Raw genomic sequence first — 20694 nt, 5'->3', positions numbered from 1 at the left:
CGAGAGGCCCAGCAGGTCGACGTCCAGTTCGTCTTCGGCGTAGATCTCATACGGGTCGAGGCGCTCGGTCATGGTGTCCTCCCACGGGATTCCGCGTTTTTCGGGTAGGACCAGATCACTACCAGGAGGCCCTCATCGGCGACTTGTTATTTGCTCATCAGGATCTTCATCCATCCTCGAGCCCGCCACGATCGGTCTTCGACAGGACAGGTCCATCCTTGTTGTCAAGTGATCCGTTCATCGAAGGCCGGGAGGAACATCATGACGGCACAGGTGCGAATTTGGGTGGTGACCGATGACTTCCACCCCGGTGGGATCACCGAGAGCGGGGAGCAGGCGATCATCCCGGAACCCAGGCAGTCGGCCGAAAACGAATTCCCGGCCGAGCACATCGTCCTCGGTTACAACTGAGTTCATGAGCCGCGACCAGCACGGACAGCACAGACGGAGAAGACCCCCGGGTGCATCGGAGGAGACAATGAAGATCGTCCGGAACCCGGCGAGACCTCGAGGAGGCCTTCGGATGGCTATGCGCCTCCAGCTCACGTCGGGCTTGCAGGTTCTGGAGGAATGGGCTATCAACGCCCCGCAAGCCGACCGCAACGTGATTTACGAAGCATTGTTCTCGGTCGCCGACGGTTCCGCGTTCCTCATCTACGATATCTTCGGGGACGGCCGGGATCCGCATCAATTTATTATTCTGGTGAAACACGACCTCGTTATCAGAATAGGCCTCAAGCGCAGTGATTCCTCGTTCGAGATCGTCTATATCGGGGCGCTGGAGCAGGGGACCCCGGCCGCGGTATGGGCCGAGGACAGCGACGCTTCCTGACCTGGTCCGTATGCGGGTGAGGCCGAACAGACCAGGCCTCATACCGCTGAACGGACCAAGATCCCGATGCGCACCCGCCGCGTTCCGGCGGCCTTTCGCACCAGTGGATCGTGGGTTCCTCATCTTGACACCGTCCGCTCCGGCGTGAAATTCTTTCGGTGTTTACAGATGGGGAATTTCTGCGTTGTCGGACAGTGTTGTCGAAAAGAGTGCGGTAATCGAGGTCTGGAGGCATGAAATGTCGTCACCCGAATTTCCTGGATTGGACGTCTCCACGCGGGTGCGCGCGCGTGATATTCAGATGGCCGGGGTGGCCGACGTCCGCCGCCGGGTGCTGATGATCTCCGGCGCGATCGACACCACCGATCACGACGTGTCGGTCAGCGTCAACCTGCCGGAGCCGGGCCGCTGGCAGGTGATCAAGTCCGAGACCAACCTGACCGACAAGACCTGGGTCGCGATGCAGGTCGTCACCGACGAGGATTCGACCTTCGTCAACGACGCCGAGACGCTCGTGCTCTCGCGCCAGTTCTCGAAGTCCTTCATGACCCCGGACCAGCGCCGCCTCACCTTCTACGACGGAGAGGTCCGCCCCGGCGAAGCCGTGCTGAAGGTGTACTCGCTGGACGCGGGCGGCCGGAAGCCGACCTACTCCTATTCCCGGTACAGCCCGATCGCCACCGACACCGCCGAACAGTCCCAGCAGACCCTGGACGACCTGATCAGCAACGGGATGGGGCAACGTCCCGTGATCGAACTGATCGTCCCGGTGACCGTGATCGGCTGAGTCGCCCGGTGATCACCTTCGTTCCGCAACCCCATCTCCTCGATTCGCCGCGCGGGCGGGACTGGCCGGTCCTGCCGGCCACCCGCGCCGCGGTCACCCCCGAACCCCCGCCCGGTGCCGACGTCGTCATCGTCGGAGCGGGCCCGGCGGGCCTCGCCGTCGCTTCGGCCCTGTGGCACCACGGTGTCCGCGACATCGTGCTGGTGGACCGGGACGGACGACCGTGCGGCCGCTTCTTCGATCGCGTCGACCTGCTCGGCCAGCGCGTGCTGCGGTCGCCGTACGAACACCACCCCGGCGTCGAGGGCTACCGCGACTGCGAACTGCTGGACTTCGCCCGGCTGCACTGGTCGGTGCTCACCCCGGTGGAACGCCGCGAGATCCGGATGGCGCAGGCGGGACACCGTTCCGTCGTCCCCGTGGACGTCTTCGAGGCCTACTGCACTCATCTCGCGTCCAGTCACCACGTCACCGAACGGACCTGGCGTGGCTCGGTCCGCGAGGTCCTGCCGACGTCGGACGCGGTCACCGTGCGGGCCGACCGGTTCTCCGTGACCGCCCGCCACGCGGTGCTGTGCCTCGGCGAGGAGCGCCGCTCCGCACCCGATCACTGGTGGGGAGGCGGCTATCCGCCACCCGGCGTCAGCTACTGGGACGAGCCCGTGCCGGTCGGCGGCGACCGGCTCGCCGTGGTCGGCGCCGGTCTCACCGCGGCGCATCTGCTCACCAACGGGCTCGCCCAAGGTCGGCAAGTGCACTGGGTGGTCCGCGAGAGCGCCGAGCGCTACCAGTGCGCCGACGTCAACTCGTCGTTCTTCCGCCCGGAAGGCCGCGCCCGCTTCGACGGCGTGAGCCGGTCCGAGCGGCTCGAACTGATGGGCCGGTTCCGGCGCGCGTCGATCATGTTCGAGTTCCGGCCGATGCTCGAGGCGGCCGAAGCCGAAGGACGGCTGATCGTGCACCGCGGCAAGGCGATCACGAAGGTGACGCCGGGCGCGGGCGGGACGGTCGGCGTCCGGCTCGAAGGCGGCGACACGGTCGCCGTCGACCACGCCGTGCTGGCACTGGGCACGAGCCCGTCGATCGGCACCGGGCTGATGCCCGACGAGGCCGTGCTCGACGAGGGTGGCTGGCCTCGGCTGGACGAGCGCACCTTCGCCTACATCGGCGCGCCCAGGGTCTTCGCCGTCGGCGCGGCCGCGGGCATGGCGCTGGGCCCGGCCGCCCGCAACATCGACGGCCACCGGGTCGCCACCGCGCGGGTCGCGGCCGCCGTCGCGGAGAACCTGCGCCGAGACTCCCCGCTGCGGTCCGCCACGAAGGACGTCGCACGTGTCTGAGCCCTACGACTCCCGGTTCACCCTGCCCTCGATCGACGACGCACCGTCGACCGAGGCCGGGGTGATCATGATGGGACTGGACGCCGAACGCCTGCTCGCCGGCGTCGGCCTCGCCCGGATCGCGGACGAGCCCGCGCTGGTCGCCCTGGCCGTCGACCAGGCCCGGCACGACGCGCTCAGCCTGGACACCGCCGCGATGGTCGAGGCCGGGATCGCCCGCTGGCGCGCGGTCCGGCCGCTGATCGAAGCGGGCCCGGAGATGACGGTGGCCGGTTCCCTGCGCAAGGAATGGGAGCAGACCGCCGCGCGGGTCGCCGCCACGGTGAGCGGGCTGGGGCCGGCTTCGGTCGCCTGCCTCGCGGCCTGCTGGCTGCGCCGCGACGACGTCGACAAGTTCGCCGAACACGGGCGAGCGCCGGAGAAGGGGAGCGGTACGCGCGATGTCCTATCTCGAGTCTTTGCCGACTGACGCCACGTTGCTGCAGGTCTTCCAGAAGTTCCCCGCGCCGGCGTCGAAACTGCTCGACTTCCACGAACTGGTGATGCGGGCGCCGTCGGCGTTCAGCGCGGGGGAGCGGGAGCTGATCGCGGCGTACGTCTCCGGCGTCAACGATTGCCAGTACTGCCACGGGGTCCACACCGTCACCGCGGAGGCTTTCGGCGTGCCGGAAGGGCTTCTGACGGCCGCGCTGGCCGATCTGGGGTCCTCGGCCGTCGACGGGAAGATGAAGCCCGTGCTGGCTTACGTGGGCAAGCTGACGCGGACGCCGTCGAAGGTGACCGAAGCCGACGCCGAAGCCGTGTTCGCGGCGGGCTGGGACGAGGCCGCTCTGCACGACGCCGTCCTCGTCTGCGCGCTGTTCAACTTCATGAACCGGATGGTCGAGGGCCTCGGGGTCCGCGCCGACGCCGCCTACGCGAAGACGTCTGGCGTGCGGCTGCGGGAAGGCGGCTACGCGGGCCTCTCGAAGTTACTTGACAACTAAGCCATTCGTGGCTACGACGCCCGAAAATGACCACGCAAGGTCATTATCGCGGGATGAGAGCACGCGAATACCCAACGTGGCCAAAGGTCGGCTCTCTTACTCCATTTGACCGGCCCTGTCGCGGAAGTGGAGCAGCGAAGGAGAACCCTTCCGGCTTAGGCGAAAAGCACGGCCCCCCGGTGATGCCTGGCACTGGCTGCGAACCCACCCTGGGCAGCAGGATTTCCTCATCGAAGGAAGCACCGCACGCCACCGAAAAGCCTGGGAGCAAACTCGATGAAGAACACTGTGACCGACAACGTCCGCTCGCTCTTCGCCGGCCGGGGGATCGACACCGGCGTCGCCGGTGACCGGGTGGAGCTGGTGATCGACCGGTTCGACAACTGGACCAACCGTCCCGGTGGGCAGGTCTTCGACTGCTTCACCGGTGCCTGTTGCACGGCTCCGCCGCTGGCTGAGGCGGCCTGAGCGCAACCCGCACCCGGCCGGCCGTTTCTCGCGCCCCAGAACGCGAGAGGCGGCCGGCTTTTCGTGCCTGTGGTGGACCGGCGCGCACGCCGCGCTGCCACGGAGAGTCACGGCCCGGCGCGGAGTCCGTAGCCGTGCAGGAGCAAGGTCCGCGCCGGGGATATGCCTTGTCCGCGGCAACTGACCACCCGAACGGTGGAACGCGTTCTGCCCGGCCGTGTTTATGTTGGGTTACCGGGGGGTCGTGCGCGGAGGGGCGGCGCGATGGTGATCAGAGTTCTTGTGGCCGAAGACATGCACATCGTCAGGGGGGCACTTGTAGCGCTACTGAGGTTGGAGCCGGACATCGAAGTGGTGTCCGAGGTGGCGTCCGGTGACGAGATCCTCGCCGCCGCGCGGACTTCGCGTACTCAGGTCGCGGTCATCGACATCGACCTGCCCGGGAAGGACGGCCTCACCGCGGCCACCGAGCTGCACGAGCAGCTCCCCGAGGTCAGGACGCTGATCCTGACCAGCCTCGGCAGGCCCGGCACGCTGCGGCGGGCCCTGGCGGCCAAGGTGAACGGGTTCCTGTTGAAGGACGCCCCCGCGGAGAAGCTCGCCAACGCCGTGCGCGGGGTGGCGGCCGGACGGCGGATGGTCGACGGCGATCTGGCGCTGGCCGCCTGGGACACCGCGGACTGCCCGCTGACCCCGCGCGAGATCGACGTCCTGCGCCTGACCGCGGAAGGCCGCGACACCCTCGAGGTCGCGGCGAAGGCCTTTCTCTCCACCGGAACCGTGCGCAACTACCTGACCACGATCGTTTCGAAGCTCAACGCGCGCAACCGGGTCGACGCGATCCGGATCGCCAAAGAGTCCGGCTGGATCTGATCTGGTCTAGACCGGGACCAGTGTCGCGTGACCTGCTTGCCTTACGCCGCTGCGGCCCACGCGGCCCCCGACTCCCCGCGTTTCGTCCTCTAATCGCGGTAGTTGGTGTCGCGAACTACCGCAACTAGAAGCTTGGAGTCCGTGAAGGCCCCCTTGAGGGACTCAGAGTCCCTCAAGGGGGCCTTCACGGACTTGATAATACGGACAAATATCACTCAAGTGGGCAATTCGGCACAGAATGTGTCCTTAGTGGACGGTCCAGGTTGTCGTAGGCGGGCATTCACGGGCCGCGGGTCACCAGAGGCTGGATCTAGACCGGGACCACCGCGCGGAGCCGGAACCGCCCGTCGGCCTCGACCCCGGCGGTCAGCTCACCACCCAGACCGGCCACCCGGTCGGACATGTTCGTGATACCGCTGCCCGGTGCCTCGACCCGGGCCGGCGTCGGTTTCGGCGGCAGCCCGTTCTGGACGCCGTCGTTGACGATGTCCAGCGAGACCCCGTCCCCGACCCGCCGCACGGCGATCTCGCAGCGCTCGACCTTGCTGTGGCGCAACACGTTCGTCACGCCTTCGCGCAGCACCACGGCCAGCACCGTGCGTACCTGCACCGGAAGGCCCTCGTGTTCGATATCCAGCCGCACCTGGACGTCGGCGGCCACCAGCACCGCCTGCGCCGAACGCGACTCCTGGTCCAGTGAGAGTTCCCGGTAGCCGCTCGCCACCGAACGGACGTCGTTGAGCGCCTGCCGGGTCAGCCCGAGGATCTCCAGCAGCTCGTCGGAGGCCCGCGTCCGGTCGATGTCCATGATCCGGATGGTCAGCTCGCTCTTCAGTGCGATCGCGGACAGGCTCATGCCGAGCAGGTCGTGCAGGTCGCGGGCGAAGCGCAGCCGTTCCTCCGCGACCGCGACCTCGGCGAGGCGTTTCCTGGTCTCGCCCAGTTCGGTCACCAGCCGGATCAGCCAGATGAGCCCGAAGACCATCAGCCCGGTGTTCAGGATGGACGCGAAGCTGTTGAACGCGCCGAGAAAGTCCGTCCCGAACTCGATCCGGATCAGCACGACCCCGGCGACGGTGGCGGTGAACGCCGACCAGCCCGCGATCGGCGGCAGCACCAGCAGCGCGGTGCCGGCGAACAGGCTGGGCAGGCTCACCCAGGACGTTCCGAGCGGGATCAGCGGCAGGAAGATCAGGCAGGCCTGGACGAACAGCAGCCCGTAGCTCTGCCGCGACCGCAGCCGGACGTTCGGCCGGGCGAAATAGGACAGCTGCAGCACGATCAGCGCGGTGAGGTACCCGATGGTGAGCGCGAGCTGCCAGACGTCCTCGGTGCGCACGAAGGCGCGGGTCATCGCGGAGAGACCGAAGAGGATGAAGACCGCCGTGAGCGTCCGCTGGACGTTCCGGGCGTCGATCCGGGACCAGTGACCGGGGCTTTCGGTCACCGCCTCGGTGGGTTCGGCCTGCTCGGGCACCGGGAGTTCGGCGTGGAGCCGCCACCGTCCCGCCGGATCGGGCCCCGCGCTCAGCGTCCCGCCGTGCCCGGTGACCTCGCCGGTGATCTCACGCAGGCTCTCGGCGGTCTCTTCGGGGACGTCCTCGTGCGCGGTCCCGTCGTGGACGATCTCCAGCGAGACCCGGCCCTCGGTCTTGCGCACGGTGATCTCGCAGTGCTCGACGCCGGTGTAGCGGAGCACGTTCGTCACACCCTCGCGCAGGACCTTCGCCAGCAGGGTGCGCAGCTTCACCGGCAGGTCGACCTGTTCGAGGTCCACCCGCACCGCGACGTTCGACGCGGAGAGCAGGGAGACCGCGGTTCGTGATTCCTTGGCCAGCGAGAGTTCCCGGTATCCCCTCGCGACCGAGCGCACGTCGGACAGCGTGCGCTGGGCGATCCCGGTGATCTCGGTCAGTTCCTCGCGTGCCTGGTCCAGCGACTTGCGCAGCAGCCGGTGCACCAGTTCGCCCTTCAGCGCGATCGCCGAAAGACTGAGCCCGAGGAGATCGTGCAGGTCCCTGGCGAAGGCCAGCCGCTGCTCGGCCACGGCCCGCCTCGCCAGTTCGGTGCGGGCCTGGTGCAGCTCGGTCACCAGCCTCGCGAGCCAGGTCAGCAGGTAGACGACCAGCCCGTAGAAGACCGCCGTGATGCTGTCGAACACCGCGCCGAGCAAGGTGTCGTCGTGGGCCCAGAGGATCCACGTCGTGCCCGCCATGAGCACGGTGAACACCGCCCAGCCCGTCCGCGCCCGGAACAGCAGCAGCGAACTTCCCGCCGCGAGGGTGGTCAGCGAGCTGAGCGCCGCCTCGAAGTGCAAAATCGGCAGGTAGGCGAGGCAGGCCTGGATCGCCAGCATGACCTTCGCGCGCCGGGTGTCCAGGCTGACCGCCGGGCGGCTGAAGTACAGCAACTGGATCGCCAGCACCGGCCCGACGTACAGCACGGCCAGCAGGCCATGCCAGAAGTCCACCCCGGGCCGGAGCAGGACCGCGAGCAGGCCGAACAGGCAGGAGTTGACGAAAACGACGGTGATGATCAGACCGGCGAGGAACAGTGCGCGCCGGGGGCGCCGGTCGATCCCGGCTGTCCCCAGAGGTTCGGCGGTCACCGCGAGCTGTTCCGGCACAGGCACCCCAGTGGTAACAGAGACGTCGTCGGTTCTCGTCGTGCTTCGCCCTGACGGCGGCCGTGGCGGGCGCCGTACGACGTTCCCCCTCACGGTGTATTCGGATGTTATCCCATGCCCGTTACCCCGTTGGTCCTCCACCATAAGGGAGACCGTCATACGCCGAGCCGGTTTTTCCTGTGGCCGACTGAGAAAACGCCCGAACTCACCCGTGCAGGTGTGGGCCGTTCGCACCCCCGGGACGATCTCGGAACTCGCCACGATCGAAGACGTGGGTTCCATTGTGTACGCCACGCCGGAGGAGGGTCTCACGGCGAGAGAGGGCCGGTGGCTCTAAGCTTCGGCGCATGGCGAGGTATTTCGACGTGCATCCGGAAAATCCGCAACGACGCGCGCTCGGACAGGTCGTCGACATCCTGCGCCAGGACGGGCTCATCGCCTACCCGACGGACTCCTGTTTCGCACTGGGCTGCCAGCTGGGGAACAAGGAGGGCATCGACCGGATCCGGAGCATCCGCAAGCTCGACGACCGCCATCACTTCACCCTGGTATGCCAGGACTTCGCCCAGCTGGGCCAGTTCGTGCACATCGACAACACGGTGTTCCGCGCCATCAAGGCGTCCACACCGGGCAGTTACACGTTCATCCTCCCGGCCACCAAGGAGGTTCCGCGCCGGCTGATGCACGCCAAGAAGAAGACCGTCGGCGTGCGCATCCCGGACCACGTGGTCACCCAGGCACTGCTGGGCGAACTCGGCGAACCACTGCTGTCGAGCACGCTCCTGCTGCCCGACCAGGAGGAACCGATGACCCTGGGCTGGGACATCAAGGAGCGGCTGGAGCACGTGGTGGACGCGGTGATCGACTCGGGCGAATGCGGGGTCGAGCCCACCACGGTGATCGACTTCTCGTCCGGGGAACCGGAGATCGTGCGCCGGGGCGCGGGCGACGCGTCACGGTTCGAATAGATCCGGCGGGACCGGTTGCCCGGTCCCGCCGCGGAAGTCGTCGTTCTGCCGGTTTCAGTGCGTGACGAGCCCTTCGGACTTGGACGGCGCCGAGGGGATGTGGAACAGCCGGGTGAACATCTCCAGGTACACGGGGTCGCCCTGCACGACCACCGCGCCGCTGGCGAGCGCGGTCGCCGCGTCCATTTCGCCCTTCAGCAGCTTGATCATGACCGGGCCTCGCGGCTCGATGACGAGGTCCGCGTCCGGGTAGGGCCCTTCGCCCGCCTTGATCGCGCCGTCCTCGACCACCGCGTGGACGATCATCTGCTCGCCGTAGTGCAGCTCGAACGACCCGTGGAGGCCGATGGCCTGCTCCGGCTGGAACGTCGTGTACAGCGACAGGATGGCCGAGTCGAGGGTGAACAGCTCGCCGGCGACCGGGTCGTTGAGCGAACGCGCACCCCACAGGCCCAGCTGCAACACGATCTGGTCGAGGTCGTTGCCGTACTCGGTCAGCTCGTAGACCACGCCTGCGTCGAGCTGGGACAGCACCCGGCGCTGGAGGACGCCGTGCCGTTCGAGCTCGTTGAGGCGAGTCGACAGGATGCTCGTCGGGATCTTCGGCAGGCCCTGCTGCAGTTCGTCGAAACGCTTCGGGCCGAGCACCAGGTCGCGGATCACGAGCAGGGACCAACGTTCCCCGATGATCTCGAGCGCGCGGGCGAGGCCGCAGAACTGGCCGTAGGTTCGAGCGGTCATGCTTGACTCCTCAACTTCCTGGATCTGGTCATACGCCGGTGGTACTCGTTCAGCGGATCGAGTGGCGCTCGGAGAGCAGTTCGCGGTGCAGCTCTTGCAGTTCGGCGCAGGGTTCCACCCCCAGTTCGTCGTCGAGTCTCGCCCGCAGCCACAGATACGCCGTGGCGGCGTCGCTGCGGCGGCCGCTGAGCCACAGTGCGCGGATCAGCTGGGCGTGCAGGGTCTCGTCGAGAGGGTTCGCGGTGGTCAGCGACCGCAGGACGCCGAGCATCTCCCGGTGTTTCCCGGCGCTGATCTCGGCGTCGATCCACAGATCACGGGCGTTGCGCCGCTGCTCCAGGAGGTAGACGGTGTAGGCGGCCAGCGTCGGTCCACAGTGGACGTTGGCGAGCGGGGGACCGGACCACAGGTCGAGCGCGGTACGGAAGGCGAGCGCCGCGACGGCGTGGTCGTGCTCGCTCAGGAGATCGCGGCCGAGCCGGTGCAGACGGTGGAACTCGGAGACGTCGACCACGGCCGGGTCGATGTCCAGCCGGTAGCCGGGCGGGCTGGTGACCAGCATGCCGCTCTCGTCGGTGCCGTCCGGGTCGAGGTGGCGGCGGAGGTGGTGGACGTAGGTGTGCAGGGTCCGGCGGACGCTGCGCGGCGGGACGTCGTTCCAGAGCTCGTGGACCAGGGAGTCGATGTGGACCGTCTTGCCGGGGCGGATGAGCAGCATCGCCAGCAGCTGCAGGAGCTTCGGGGTGGTGGGTGCGCGATCGGCGCCGCCGGAGTGCAGCTCGATCGGGCCGAGAACGCGCGCGCGCACCGCGGCGACGTTCGCGGTGTCTCCCGGTTCGGTACTCATCCCGTGTATCCCCTGCCCCTCCGGCGGACTCCCCCTCTGTGACGGTGACAGAGGAAGAACCTTCGGAACAGTGTGGGAAACACCCAGTGAGCCGTGATTTCTTCTTTGCGCCGCATGCGATCCTCACGACCTGGCGTGCGGAACCCTTTGTGGCAAACCAGAAGACGCGCTCAGGCTCGCGGCACGACTCAGAGCCAGTCGGAATCGGTGGCGATGCGGATGGCGTCGACCCGGTTGCGGGCGTTGAGTTTCGTGACCACCGTGGCGAGGTAGTTCCGTACGGTTCCCGGTGACAGGAACAGCTCCGCCGCGATGTCGGCGACCGTTCGCCCGTTCGCGGCGAGCCGGAGGATCTCGGCCTCGCGCGGCGTCAGCGGGCAATCTTCCGTTTCCCAGGCCGAAAGCGCGAGGTCACTGTCGATGACCCGGCGCCCGATGACGACCGAGCGGACGGCGTTGGCGAGCTTGTCGGCCGGCGCGTCCTTGAGCAGGAAGCCGTTGACCTTGGCGTCGAGCGCGCGGCGCACGGTGCCCGGACGGCCCAGTGAGGTGAGGATCAGCGTGCGTATTTCGGGAAGCTTCTCGTAGAGCTCGGAGGCGGCGGAGAGACCGTCCTTGGCGGGCAGGTCGATGTCGATGATCGCGACGTCCGGCAGGTACTCCGCGGCCATCGGAAGGATCTTGTCGCCCGAGCAGACTTCGGCGACGACCTCGATGTCCTGCTCCAGATTCAGCAGCGCGACCAAGGCGCCGCGGACCATGTGCATATCTTCCGCCAATAGGACTCGGATCACTCCGACCTCCTCATTCCCCACAGTGCTAACTCTTAGTGTACAGATAAAACTCGAAAGAGTGAATCTGTATCGCACGATGCGAGGTTGTGCTTTTTCTGGCGCGTCGTCGGCCGGGCAGAGCCTGGGTGAGCTGCGATGATGCGGAAGATTCGGAGATGCTGAAAATGCGATGATTCGATTACCGTGCGTCAGCTTAGCGGACGGTAAAACTGTCATCGGGCGTGCATTCCATTCCCGCGTGAGTACGTTCCGGTCCGGGTGAATTCAACGGGCGAATGGGTGAACTCTCTTCCTTTCGGCGAGATTTAGGGACTGTTCGGCGGTACCGGCGGGTGCCGGTACCGCCGACCTCGATCAGCCGTCGAGCGCCCGGCCAGCGCGGCGTGGTCTCCTCGCGTGAGCCGAGTTCGCGCGCGCGAAGCCGCGACCATCCACAAAGGACGTATGTGATGACCTCATTGCTGGGTGCCCTGCGCAAGGTCCTGTTCGCGCCATCGCTGGCCTCGGTCAGTTTCGACGGCCGGGACTTCGGGGTGCCGCCGACCCCGGCGACCGCCCGGCTGGAGTCGATCCCGCAGGCGGTGGTGTGCGGCTTCGAGTGGGGGATCGACGGGCCGGCGCTGTGGGAGGCCGAGCGGCGGCTGGACATGGTCGAGCCGGAGATGCGCGGCTTCGCCTACGAGGGCGCGGCGATGGCGTTCACCATCCTCGACGTCATGCCCGGTGGCCGGAAGGACCGCACGGCCGAGCTGATGAGCGGCCCGGGCCGCCCGCATCTGTTCCTGACCTACATCGGTATCGGGTTCGCCATGGCCAGGCTGCCCCGGCCGCTGTGGAAGAAGGTGCTGCCGAACCTCGACGGCGTCCCGTACCACCCGACGATGAGCTGGCTGGCCGTCGACGGCTACGGCTTCGACCGCGCGTACTTCGACACGCGCAAATGGGTGGACGGGCAGTTCATCCCCGCCCCGTACCCCTGGGCCGGCGCGCCGTCCTACTTCGCGCGCGCGTGCGACCAGGGCGTCGGGCGGGCGCTGTGGTTCATCAACGGCGCGGACCCGGTGAAGGTCGCCAGGGCGGTGCGCCGTTTCCCGGCCTCACGCCGTCCGGACCTGTGGAGCGGGGTCGGGCTGGCCGCGACCTTCGCGGGCGGCTGCGACCAGCCGGGGCTGGCCGCGCTGCGCGAGTCGGCGGGCGAGCACCAGGACGAACTCGGTCTCGGTGTCGTGTTCGCGGTGAAGGCGAGGACCTACTCGTCGTTCGTGCCCCCGCACACCCGCCGCGCCGCGCGGGTGCTCGCGGGGCTGAGTATCGAGGAGGCCGTCGATCTGGCGGACCGGACCGAGGTCGCCGAGGACGGTCCCGGGCCGGTGCCCGCTTACGAGCTGTGGCGGCAGAACATCCGCGAGGCCTTCGCGCCTTCGGTGGGCCGCCTGTCCGCCTAGAGGGTCATGTCATGAAAGGGTCTTTCAGGACACTTCTCGTCCTGAAAGACCCTTTCATGACACCTGGGGCGAGGATCAAGCCGCGTGCTTGAACGGCTCGGGCCGGTGCCGAAGGTCGGGGAGTGCGAGCAGGACCGGCGGGTCGAACATCCGCTTGGGGCGCACCCGGAGGTCCGCCAGCCGTGCGGTGACGCCGGGTTCGAGGGTGATCGGGCCGTAGTACCCGGTGTACCCGGTGCCGCGGCGCGTCAGCGGTCCGGTCACGCAGTGCGCGACGAGGTGCCAGGTGCCTTCCGGGACCTCGGTGAGCTGGTAGGGGCCGGGGGCGTCGATGACCGTGTAGCGCACGGGAGCACCCTCGGGGATACGCGTCGGGAAGAGCCCGACGAAGACGAGGCCGGGTGAGATCTCCGGCGGTGCCGAGACGAAACCGCGGACGATCGCCGGCTTCACCCCGGTGCGAGGCTCACCGGTCGGCCGGTGATGGAACCCGCCCTGCTGGCGGTACGCGGAAGGGGAGAGCCCGACGCGGCTGCTGAACCGTGTGCTGAAGGTGCCGACGCTGTTGTAGCCGACGCGGTGGCTGATGTCGGCGACCGTGATCGAGGTGGTCAGCAGCAGGCGCTTGGCCTCGTCCAGCCGCAGCGCGGACAGGAACCGGCCCGGCGAAACGCCGGTGGCCTGCTGAAACACCCGGGTGAAATGGAATTTGCTGAACGTGGCTGCGCGAGCGATGTCGTCGATTGTGAGGTCTTCGCCCAGTTTTTCGTTCATGGCCCCAATGGCTCGCTCCACGGCTCGCCGGACAGTGTCATCCATTGCACGTCCTTTCGCTCGAGGAATTCTGACGTTCTTTGTAGTTCCCGACAGTAGTGTTCGCCGACGCTTCTCCTGAAGTGCTTGATTCACCGCGTGATATGGATTCATGTGTGCCGGGACATGAAAATTTCACGGTCGCCCACCAGGGCCCGGCTCAAGCCCGTCATCACGGGTGGCCCATGCGAAAACCACAGGTCGACGGTGGTACGCACACTGGATCCCGGCGGCGATCACCAGCAGAATTCCTGGTATGCGCATTCACGCCGGAAGCCCCCGGCCGTGTTGGTGCGGTCCGAAGAACGTATTCCCGCGGCAACACAGAACCGGCCCTTGACCGCGTCCCCCGCGGCGGTCAAGGGCCGGTCTCCATTTCCAGGGACGGGTGTGTGAGGATAGTATTGTCGGTTCGGGGATGGGCTTCGGTGATGGGGTTCGGGATGACGCAGGCGAAAGGCAGATGGGGACAATGATCAAGGTCCTGGTCGCGGAGGACATGCACATTGTCCGGGGTGCCCTCGTCGCGCTGCTCGGCCTCGAAGCCGATATCGAGGTCGTCGCCGAATGCGCCAGCGGTGACGAGATCCTCCCGCTGGCCCAGTCCTCCCGCCCGGATATCGCGCTCATCGACATCGACCTGCCGGGCAAGGACGGGCTCACCGCCGCCGCCGAACTGCACGAGCAGATGCCCGGCTGTCGCACGCTGATCCTGACCAGCCTCGGGAGCCCCGGCACCCTCCGGCGGGCCTTGGCCGCCAGGGTCAACGGCTTCCTGCGCAAGGACGCGCCCGCGGACAGGCTGGCCAACGCGGTCCGCGGGGTCGCCGCCGGCCGTCGGGTCGTCGACGGCGATCTGGCGCTCGCGGCGTGGGACAGCGAGGAATGCCCGCTGACCGCGCGGGAGATCGAGGTGCTCCGGCTGGCCTCGGTCGGCTCCGACCCGACCGAGATCGCGGGAGAGCTGTTCCTGTCGGCGGGAACCGTGCGCAACTACCTGACGACGATCGTGTCCAAGCTCAGCGCGCGCAACCGGGTCGACGCGGTCCGGATCGCGCGCGAGTCCGGCTGGCTCTGACTCCCGGCCCGTGTCACCGGGTCGGGACGTTCATCGTCGCGAAAGCGAGATCCGCGGCGAAGTCACCCGGTGAAGCCGCTCCGGCGAGCAACTTGCGTTGGCGGGCCGCGCCCGTCCCGCGCTCGTAAAGCGACCGCAGAGCCTGGTCGACGTCGTCCGCGTCCCCGATGGCTTGCAGCGCGGGCCGGACGAAGTCGACCAGACCCCCGATCAGGTCACGCTGATCGGTCTCCCGGCCGGTGAAGACGTCGACGCCGGGCCCGTCGAGCCCGGTCCGGGCCGCGGCCGAGAGCGCCGCGCCGATCCGGGCGGACCGCGCCCGCCGCAGCGGCAGGCCGCGGCCGATCCACTCGACGCAGGTGGCGACGAGCCCGCGGACCAGCGCCGCGATCAGCACCGCGTCGTCGACGGACAGGCAGACGTCGGCGATCCGTACCTCCACCGTGGGATGCCGTGAGGAGAGCCGCGCGTAGAAGTAGACGCCGGGTACGTCGAGCGCGGCGCCGCGTCGGAGCGCCTCCCGGACACTGCGGTCGTAGGCGGCCGCGCCGGTCCATTCCTCCGGCGGTCCCGCCGTCGGCCACCGGTCCCAGAGCGGAAAACGCCTGCTCGCCCATCCCGAGTCGGCGCCGTTCTCGACCGGCGAGTTGACGCTGATCGCGAGGAGCGGCGCGAGCCAAGGTCTCAGCCCGGCGAGCACCCGCGCGCCCAGATCCCGTGACGGCAGGCCGACGTGCACGTGGCAGGCGCAGGTCCCCGCGTCGTCGATGAGGGTGGGGAAGCTTTCGGCCATTCGCCGGTAACGCGGATCGCGGGTGATCGTGTCCGGGCGCAGGCCGCACGGTGGCATACCCGACGCCACCATCAGGCACCCATCGGCTTCCGCCGCCTTCGCGACGATCTGCCGGAGCCGGGTCAGCTCCGACCGCACTTCGGCGAGGCTCTGGCAGATCCCGGTCGCGGTCTCGATCTGGAACCGCATCAGCTCACCGGTGACGTCCGGTCCGGCGGTGAGATGATCGAGGAGGTCGGGCGCGCGTAACGCCACAGAGCCGTCCAGTGGATCGAGGAGGACGAACTCTTCTTCAACGCCAAGGGTGTAGTTCGTGCCGAAAGCCGCCATGGATCCCCGCCTCAGGTGGTTTTCTTCGCCACTAATGAATCTCCACCTTCTAGCGCGGCGAAGAAAGGGCCGGTGTGCTGAACTTCGTTGCGGAGAAGGTGTTTCACCACTCACGGAAAGGCGGCTGATGATCGAGCTGTACCCACCGATCGAGCCCTACGACCACGGATTGCTCGATGTAGGTGACGGCAACTTCGTCCACTGGGAGGCCTGCGGGAACCCGGACGGCAAGCCGGCCGTCATGCTTCACGGTGGTCCAGGGCAGGGCTGCACGCCGGGCATGCGACGGATGTTCGACCCGGCCCGCTACCGCGCGGTGCTGTTCGACCAACGCGGGTGCGGCCGCAGCACCCCGCACGCGAGCGACCCCGCGACCGACATGCGGCACAACACGACCGAGCATCTCGTCGCCGACCTGGAACGGCTGCGGGAACACCTGGGCATCGAACGCTGGCTCGTCACCGGTGGCTCGTGGGGCGCGACGCTCGCGGTCGTCTACGCCCAACGCCATCCGGAGCGGGTCTCGGAGATCATGATCAGCTCCATCAGCTTGACGCGCCCCACCGAGATCGACTGGCTCTACCGCGGTGCCGGCCGGTTCTTCCCGGAGCAGTGGGAACGATTCCGCGCCGGCGCCCCTTCCGGCGGTGATGACCTCGTCGCGGCGTACGCGCGGCTGTTGGAAGATCCGGACCCGCTCGTGCGAGCCGAGGCCGCCCGCTCATGGTGCGCCTGGGAGGACACCGTTCTTTCACTGGAACCCGGTCCGACTGTCCACAATGGTCCAGTCGGCGAACGGGACCTCGCGTTCGCCCGCGTCGTCACGCACTACTACTCGAACGCGGGCTGGCTGGAGCCCGACGCGGTGATCCGCGACGCCGCTCTGCTGGGCGGTATTCCCGGCGTGCTGATCCACGGCCGCCGTGATCTGAGCTGCCCGGTGGACACCGCCTGGGAGCTGGCCAGGGCGTGGCCCGGTGCGGAGTTGCTGATCGACGACGGGTCGGGGCATCGGGGGAGCGACGTCAAGCGGGCTTGGATGCTGGAGACCTTGGCGCGGTTCGCCGATCTTTGAGCGTTCGATGCGGCTTCTGTGCGATGGGGGCCGAGGGTCGGGTTCTCCCGCATTTAGTCCTCTACTTGCGTTCTTCGCCGCGCGAGATGGGAGGACGCCCCCAGCTACTGGACCAGACTCAAGCGGGCTGTTCCCGAGGCGTGGCGATTCGGGTTCTAGTGGACCTTGATTTGTGTATCCACTGGGCGGGGGGCTTACCGGGCCGGGGTGACGCGAGCCACGCTGGTGAGTGGGGAGGATTTGGGCCGTCCAGTGGCCCAAATCTTCCCCGCTCATCACATGTCGTACCGGCAAACGGACCTCGGCCGCTCGATGATGCGGGAAATGTGGACACTCAACGTCCCAATTTCCCGCATCGTCACTGCCGTGACATCGGATCCAGCCGAGGCCGGACCGCCACTCACGACCACCTGTACCGATGCTTCGTCGCCGGTGCTGGATGTGGTGAAGGGCCCTTTATGTACTTCGTATCGAGCGACCCTGCGCTGATTGCGGGGCGGTCTATGTCCTGAGGTGCATGGTGTTGCGCTTCGGTGTTCTGGTGGGGTCGAGGTAGGTGGGTGCGGTGAATTCGGGGAGTCCGTCTTGAGCGATGCGGACTTTCCATTCGCTGTGGTGGATCAGACGGTGGTGTTTGGTGCAGAGAAGGACGAGGTTGTCGATTCTGGTTTCGCCGTGGTGCTGCCAGAAAACGATGTGGTGAGCGGTACAACGCGGAACGGGCATGTCGCAGCCAGGGAACGCGCAGCCACCATCGCGGATGGTCAACGCATACTTCTGGGCCAAGGAGACGGTGCGTTTGGAGCGGCCGATGTCGAGGGGTTCGCCTGCGGTGCCGAGGACTCCGGGTCGGACGCGGGCGTCGCAGGCGAGGATGCGTGCGTCGGTGGCGCTGATCGGTCCGACCAGGTCGAGGTGGGCTGTACCGAGGTCGCTGATCAGGTCCTCGTAGGACATGGTGATCAGGATGTGGGTGGCTTCCCCGGCTTGGCCGGGAAGGTTCCGGCTGGTGGTCTTGAGTCGCACATAGTCGGCGAAGGCGTCGCCGTAGCGTTCGTCTTGACCGCGGGTGTCGCGGACACCGTCGATGGCTTTGTGCGGCTTCGCCATCGGGTCGAGGTCTGATTTCAGGCGGGCGTAGGTTTCGAGGTCGAGGGTCGCGGCGAGGCCGAGGGTGCCGTTGCGGTGCTTGATGAACCGCAACTCAGGTCGCGTGTCCTTCGGATCCTCGTTGCGGGGTTCTTTGCCGTCGGGGTCGAGGGTGTCCAGCAGACGCCGACCCGCGCGAGTGATCGCCCGAGGACCGGAGTGACGAGCGAAGTCGACCAGAGTCCTCTCACCTTTCCGCACCGCCTCCTCCGGAACACTCGACGGGATGCGATCCAGGGTGTGGATGATCGCGTCGATCTGCCCACCACCGATCGCACCCTCCGCAGCCGCTGAAGCCGTCAGAGGCGCCAACGGCGGCGTGGGATCCCCGAACCCCGGCCCGGGATGCAACGCGAGCACCCGGTCCGCCCGCAACTTCGCTTCCGCCTCGGACACATGAAAGTCCTGCCCGATCAACGCCGCCAACGTCGAATGACCACTACACCCGCGAATCCCGCGCGCATTCAACTCCGCGAGGATCGCATACTGCTCCGCATCCAACTGACGCTTCAGGACTTCGAGTTCCTGCTTACGGGCATGCAGCGTCGCAGTATCGGCACGCCACCACTCGGTGCGCGTCGACGGGGAACTGTTTTCGCTGGCCACGCATTCAACGCTACTCGAATTCGAACACCCGTGCTAGCGCCATTTCCGTAGCGAATGTAAGCAGTGTCTTTAACCCGATAGTATTCTCCGTGCCGTATCGCCGAATACTCTGCGCTCATCGCCGCTTCGGCGAATAGTGGCAATGAGTTCGCCGGCCCTCACGCGCAGCCGGCCCAGCATCGCTTCAAGGCAAGAGAGGCACTTTCACGTCCGAGACCGCCTTATCCGCCCTCAACCCGCGCCAAGTCGTATGCCGTAGCCGCCCGTCAGGCGTCCAGCTCCGATGCACGACCTCCCCGACGAGTTCCGGCGCCACCCACCGCACCCGCCGGGCCCGGTCCCGCGGCACCTCCGAAGCGAACGGCGGTGTCTTCCGTTCCAGCGGCGTGAGCCGGCTGTGCAGATCGTCCAGGATCTTGTCGCTGAACCCGGTCCCCACATCCCCGATGTACTGAAGCTCGCCCGCCTCGTCGTGCGCGCCGAGCAGCAGGGCGCCGAGCGTGCCCGAGCGGCGGCCCTCGCCGGGGCGCCAGCCGCCGATCACGACCTCTTGGGTGTGCCATAGCGCCCGTTTGATCCATTGCCGGGTCCGCTTCCCGGGGTAGTACCGGCTGTCGAGCTTCTTCGCGACCAGCCCTTCGAGCCCGTGCTGCCGGACGACGTCGAACAGCTGGTCGGGGGAGATGTCGTCGTCGGAGTAGCCCGGTGGGATGACCAGGCGTCCGCTCGGCGTGAGTGACGTGAGCAGTTCGCGACGGGCGGCGTAGGGCTCGTCGAGCAGGAGGGTGCCGTCGAGGCTCAGGACGTCGAAGGCGAAGAAGTGCACCGGGCTGCGCTCCAGCAGCGCCGCGTCCGGGGTGCGCAGGTGCCGGGTCTGCAGGAGGGGGAAGCTCGGGCGGCCCTGGTCGTCGAGGACGACGATTTCGCCGTCGAGGACGGCTTCCCGTCCTTCGAGGGCTTCGCCGGTCAGGTCCGGGTAGGTGGCTGTGACGTCGATGCCGCTGCGGCTGGTCAGGCGCGTCTCGCCGCCGCGTGCGACACGCAGGCAGCTGCGGTAGCCGTCCCATTTGTATTCGTAGCCCCAGCCGCCGGTGGGCGGCTCACCGTCGGTCGCCAGCATCGGGGCGATGGCGTCCGGAACGGTGGTCATGCCTCACAATACCCCGGAAACCCCTTCGGTGATCTATCGTCGAAGGGTGCCTGAAGAGCGGATAACGGTCGAGGTCGAGGGACGGCGTCTTAGTCTGTCCAATCTGGACAAGGTGCTCTACCCGGCGCACGGATTCACCAAACGCGAAGTCCTCGACTACTACCGGCGCATCGCCCCGGCGATCCTGCCGCACCTGCGCGATCGCGCCGCCACCTTCCGCCGGTTCCCGGACGGTGTCGACGGCGAGCCGTTCTACGAGAAGAACGTTTCCCGTCACGCGCCCGAGTGGGTCCGCACGGCACGGCTCACCAACCGCGGCCGCCAGGGCGGCGAGGAGACGCTCGATTACCCGGTGGTCGCCGACCTTCCGACGCTGATGTGGGCGGCCAACCTCGCCGCGCTGGAACTGCACGTTCCACAGTGGACGGTCGGTGCGCGTGGTGCCCGGAAACCGCCCGATCTGCTCGTGTTCGATCTCGACCCTGGTCCGCCCGCGGACGTCGTCGACTGCTGCCGGGTCGCGGAAATGCTGAGCGATCTGCTCACCGACGACGGGTTGACCGTGTACGCCAAGACCAGTGGCAACAAGGGAATGCAGCTGTACTGCCCGGTGCGCACCCGCTCCGACGAGCGTACTTCCGAGTATGCCAAGGCGATCGCGGAGGAACTCGCACGGCGCTCTCCGGAGACCGTGGTCGCGCGGATGACGAAGGCGATCCGTCCCGGCCGAGTGTTCATCGACTGGAGCCAGAACAGCACCGCCAAGACCACGATCGCGCCGTACTCGCTGCGCGGCCGCGCGCTCCCGACCGTGTCGACGCCGGTGACCTGGGAAGAGGTCGAGGCCTGCCGTAAGGCCGCCGACCTGCTGTTCACCGCCGATCAGGTGATAGAGCGGGTCGAGGAACTGGGCGACCTGTTCGGCGACATCGCCGAGCATCGCGCGGCCGTGCCCGCCCGTTGAGCCCCCGAACGGCCTGGTGACGCGGCCGC

General features: G+C 67.6%; 21 protein-coding genes. 13 read left to right on the top strand and 8 right to left on the bottom strand.

What is annotated here, in order from left to right:
• Positions 1-261: 261 nt before the first annotated feature.
• The 8 genes from ACLJRL_RS22790 to ACLJRL_RS22755 all read left to right on the top strand — a co-directional run bounded on the left by ACLJRL_RS22790 (position 262) and on the right by ACLJRL_RS22755 (position 5286).
• A complete protein-coding gene (locus tag ACLJRL_RS22790) occupies positions 262-411 on the top strand; it encodes a hypothetical protein (RefSeq protein ID WP_410658261.1) in 150 nt (49 codons plus the stop codon).
• A gap of 112 nt (positions 412-523) precedes the next feature.
• Positions 524-832 (top strand): DUF6235 family protein, encoded by a 309-nt coding sequence (locus ACLJRL_RS22785; RefSeq protein WP_410658260.1) that lies wholly within the window; start codon positions 524-526, stop codon positions 830-832.
• A 301-nt stretch (positions 833-1133) separates the two neighbouring features.
• On the top strand, positions 1134-1619 hold the full coding sequence (locus tag ACLJRL_RS22780) for a DUF6423 family protein (protein WP_410658306.1): 486 nt from the start codon (positions 1134-1136) through the stop codon (positions 1617-1619).
• 8 nt (positions 1620-1627) lie between these two features.
• Positions 1628-2959, top strand: a complete 1332-nt coding sequence (locus tag ACLJRL_RS22775) for an NAD(P)-binding protein (protein ID WP_410658259.1) — start codon at positions 1628-1630, stop codon at positions 2957-2959.
• Complete coding sequence (locus ACLJRL_RS22770) at positions 2952-3428, top strand: DUF6187 family protein (protein ID WP_410658258.1); 477 nt, start codon at positions 2952-2954, stop codon at positions 3426-3428. Before ACLJRL_RS22775 ends, ACLJRL_RS22770 begins: the two co-directional genes overlap by 8 nt.
• A complete protein-coding gene (locus ACLJRL_RS22765) occupies positions 3400-3945 on the top strand; it encodes a carboxymuconolactone decarboxylase family protein (protein WP_410658257.1) in 546 nt (181 codons plus the stop codon). The genes ACLJRL_RS22770 and ACLJRL_RS22765 overlap by 29 nt, the downstream gene beginning before the upstream one ends.
• A 276-nt stretch (positions 3946-4221) precedes the next feature.
• A complete protein-coding gene (locus ACLJRL_RS22760) occupies positions 4222-4413 on the top strand; it encodes a hypothetical protein (RefSeq protein ID WP_410658256.1) in 192 nt (63 codons plus the stop codon).
• 264 nt (positions 4414-4677) lie between these two features.
• Complete coding sequence (locus ACLJRL_RS22755; protein WP_410658255.1) at positions 4678-5286, top strand: DNA-binding response regulator; 609 nt, start codon at positions 4678-4680, stop codon at positions 5284-5286.
• 310 nt (positions 5287-5596) lie between these two features.
• On the opposite strand, the gene ACLJRL_RS22750 is transcribed toward ACLJRL_RS22755, so the two are convergent.
• Complete coding sequence (locus ACLJRL_RS22750) at positions 5597-7912, bottom strand: sensor histidine kinase (RefSeq protein WP_410658254.1); 2316 nt, start codon at positions 7910-7912, stop codon at positions 5597-5599.
• A gap of 347 nt (positions 7913-8259) precedes the next feature.
• Here ACLJRL_RS22750 and ACLJRL_RS22745 point away from each other — a divergent pair, with 347 nt between their 5' ends.
• Positions 8260-8880, top strand: coding sequence for an L-threonylcarbamoyladenylate synthase (locus ACLJRL_RS22745; RefSeq protein ID WP_410658253.1), 621 nt, complete (start codon positions 8260-8262; stop codon positions 8878-8880).
• A gap of 54 nt (positions 8881-8934) precedes the next feature.
• Here the strand turns inward: ACLJRL_RS22745 and ACLJRL_RS22740 are convergent, their stop codons facing one another.
• From ACLJRL_RS22740 to ACLJRL_RS22730, 3 genes are all read right to left on the bottom strand, one after another.
• A complete protein-coding gene (locus ACLJRL_RS22740; RefSeq protein WP_410658252.1) occupies positions 8935-9621 on the bottom strand; it encodes a winged helix-turn-helix transcriptional regulator in 687 nt (228 codons plus the stop codon).
• 49 nt (positions 9622-9670) lie between these two features.
• Complete coding sequence (locus ACLJRL_RS22735) at positions 9671-10477, bottom strand: AfsR/SARP family transcriptional regulator (protein WP_410658305.1); 807 nt, start codon at positions 10475-10477, stop codon at positions 9671-9673.
• A gap of 179 nt (positions 10478-10656) precedes the next feature.
• Positions 10657-11262, bottom strand: coding sequence for a DNA-binding response regulator (locus ACLJRL_RS22730; protein WP_410658251.1), 606 nt, complete (start codon positions 11260-11262; stop codon positions 10657-10659).
• A gap of 449 nt (positions 11263-11711) precedes the next feature.
• Here ACLJRL_RS22730 and ACLJRL_RS22725 point away from each other — a divergent pair, with 449 nt between their 5' ends.
• A complete protein-coding gene (locus ACLJRL_RS22725; protein ID WP_410658250.1) occupies positions 11712-12707 on the top strand; it encodes a DUF1702 family protein in 996 nt (331 codons plus the stop codon).
• Between the two features lie 75 nt (positions 12708-12782).
• Here ACLJRL_RS22725 and ACLJRL_RS22720 read toward each other — a convergent pair whose 3' ends face one another.
• Positions 12783-13481: an AraC family transcriptional regulator gene (locus ACLJRL_RS22720; RefSeq protein ID WP_410658249.1), complete on the bottom strand. Its 699-nt coding sequence runs from the start codon at positions 13479-13481 to the stop codon at positions 12783-12785.
• Between the two features lie 511 nt (positions 13482-13992).
• Here ACLJRL_RS22720 and ACLJRL_RS22715 point away from each other — a divergent pair.
• Positions 13993-14598 carry a DNA-binding response regulator gene (locus tag ACLJRL_RS22715; protein WP_410658304.1) on the top strand — a complete coding sequence of 202 codons (606 nt, stop codon included), beginning with the start codon at positions 13993-13995 and terminating at the stop codon, positions 14596-14598.
• 13 nt (positions 14599-14611) lie between these two features.
• Here the strand turns inward: ACLJRL_RS22715 and ACLJRL_RS22710 are convergent, their stop codons facing one another.
• Positions 14612-15721, bottom strand: coding sequence for a glutamate--cysteine ligase (locus ACLJRL_RS22710; RefSeq protein ID WP_410658248.1), 1110 nt, complete (start codon positions 15719-15721; stop codon positions 14612-14614).
• Between the two features lie 127 nt (positions 15722-15848).
• Between ACLJRL_RS22710 and pip the strand changes: the two genes are divergently transcribed.
• Positions 15849-16796: a prolyl aminopeptidase gene (gene pip, locus ACLJRL_RS22705; RefSeq protein WP_410658247.1), complete on the top strand. Its 948-nt coding sequence runs from the start codon at positions 15849-15851 to the stop codon at positions 16794-16796.
• Positions 16797-17297: 501 nt separating this feature from the next.
• Here pip and ACLJRL_RS22700 read toward each other — a convergent pair.
• Positions 17298-18551 (bottom strand): DUF222 domain-containing protein, encoded by a 1254-nt coding sequence (locus ACLJRL_RS22700; protein WP_410658246.1) that lies wholly within the window; start codon positions 18549-18551, stop codon positions 17298-17300.
• A 184-nt stretch (positions 18552-18735) separates the two neighbouring features.
• The gene (gene ligD, locus ACLJRL_RS22695) at positions 18736-19701 is read right to left on the bottom strand and encodes a non-homologous end-joining DNA ligase (RefSeq protein WP_410658245.1); all 966 of its coding nucleotides are present in this window, start codon (positions 19699-19701) and stop codon (positions 18736-18738) included.
• A gap of 46 nt (positions 19702-19747) precedes the next feature.
• On the opposite strand from ligD (ACLJRL_RS22695), the gene ligD (ACLJRL_RS22690) reads away from it, so the two are divergent.
• Positions 19748-20665 (top strand): non-homologous end-joining DNA ligase, encoded by a 918-nt coding sequence (ligD, locus tag ACLJRL_RS22690; RefSeq protein WP_410658244.1) that lies wholly within the window; start codon positions 19748-19750, stop codon positions 20663-20665.
• Positions 20666-20694: the final 29 nt, after the last annotated feature.

It is taken from the genome of Amycolatopsis sp. lyj-112 (genome assembly GCF_046549055.1).
Classification (GTDB): Bacteria; Actinomycetota; Actinomycetes; order Mycobacteriales; family Pseudonocardiaceae; genus Amycolatopsis.
This window is presented reverse-complemented; position numbering and strand designations above follow the sequence as displayed.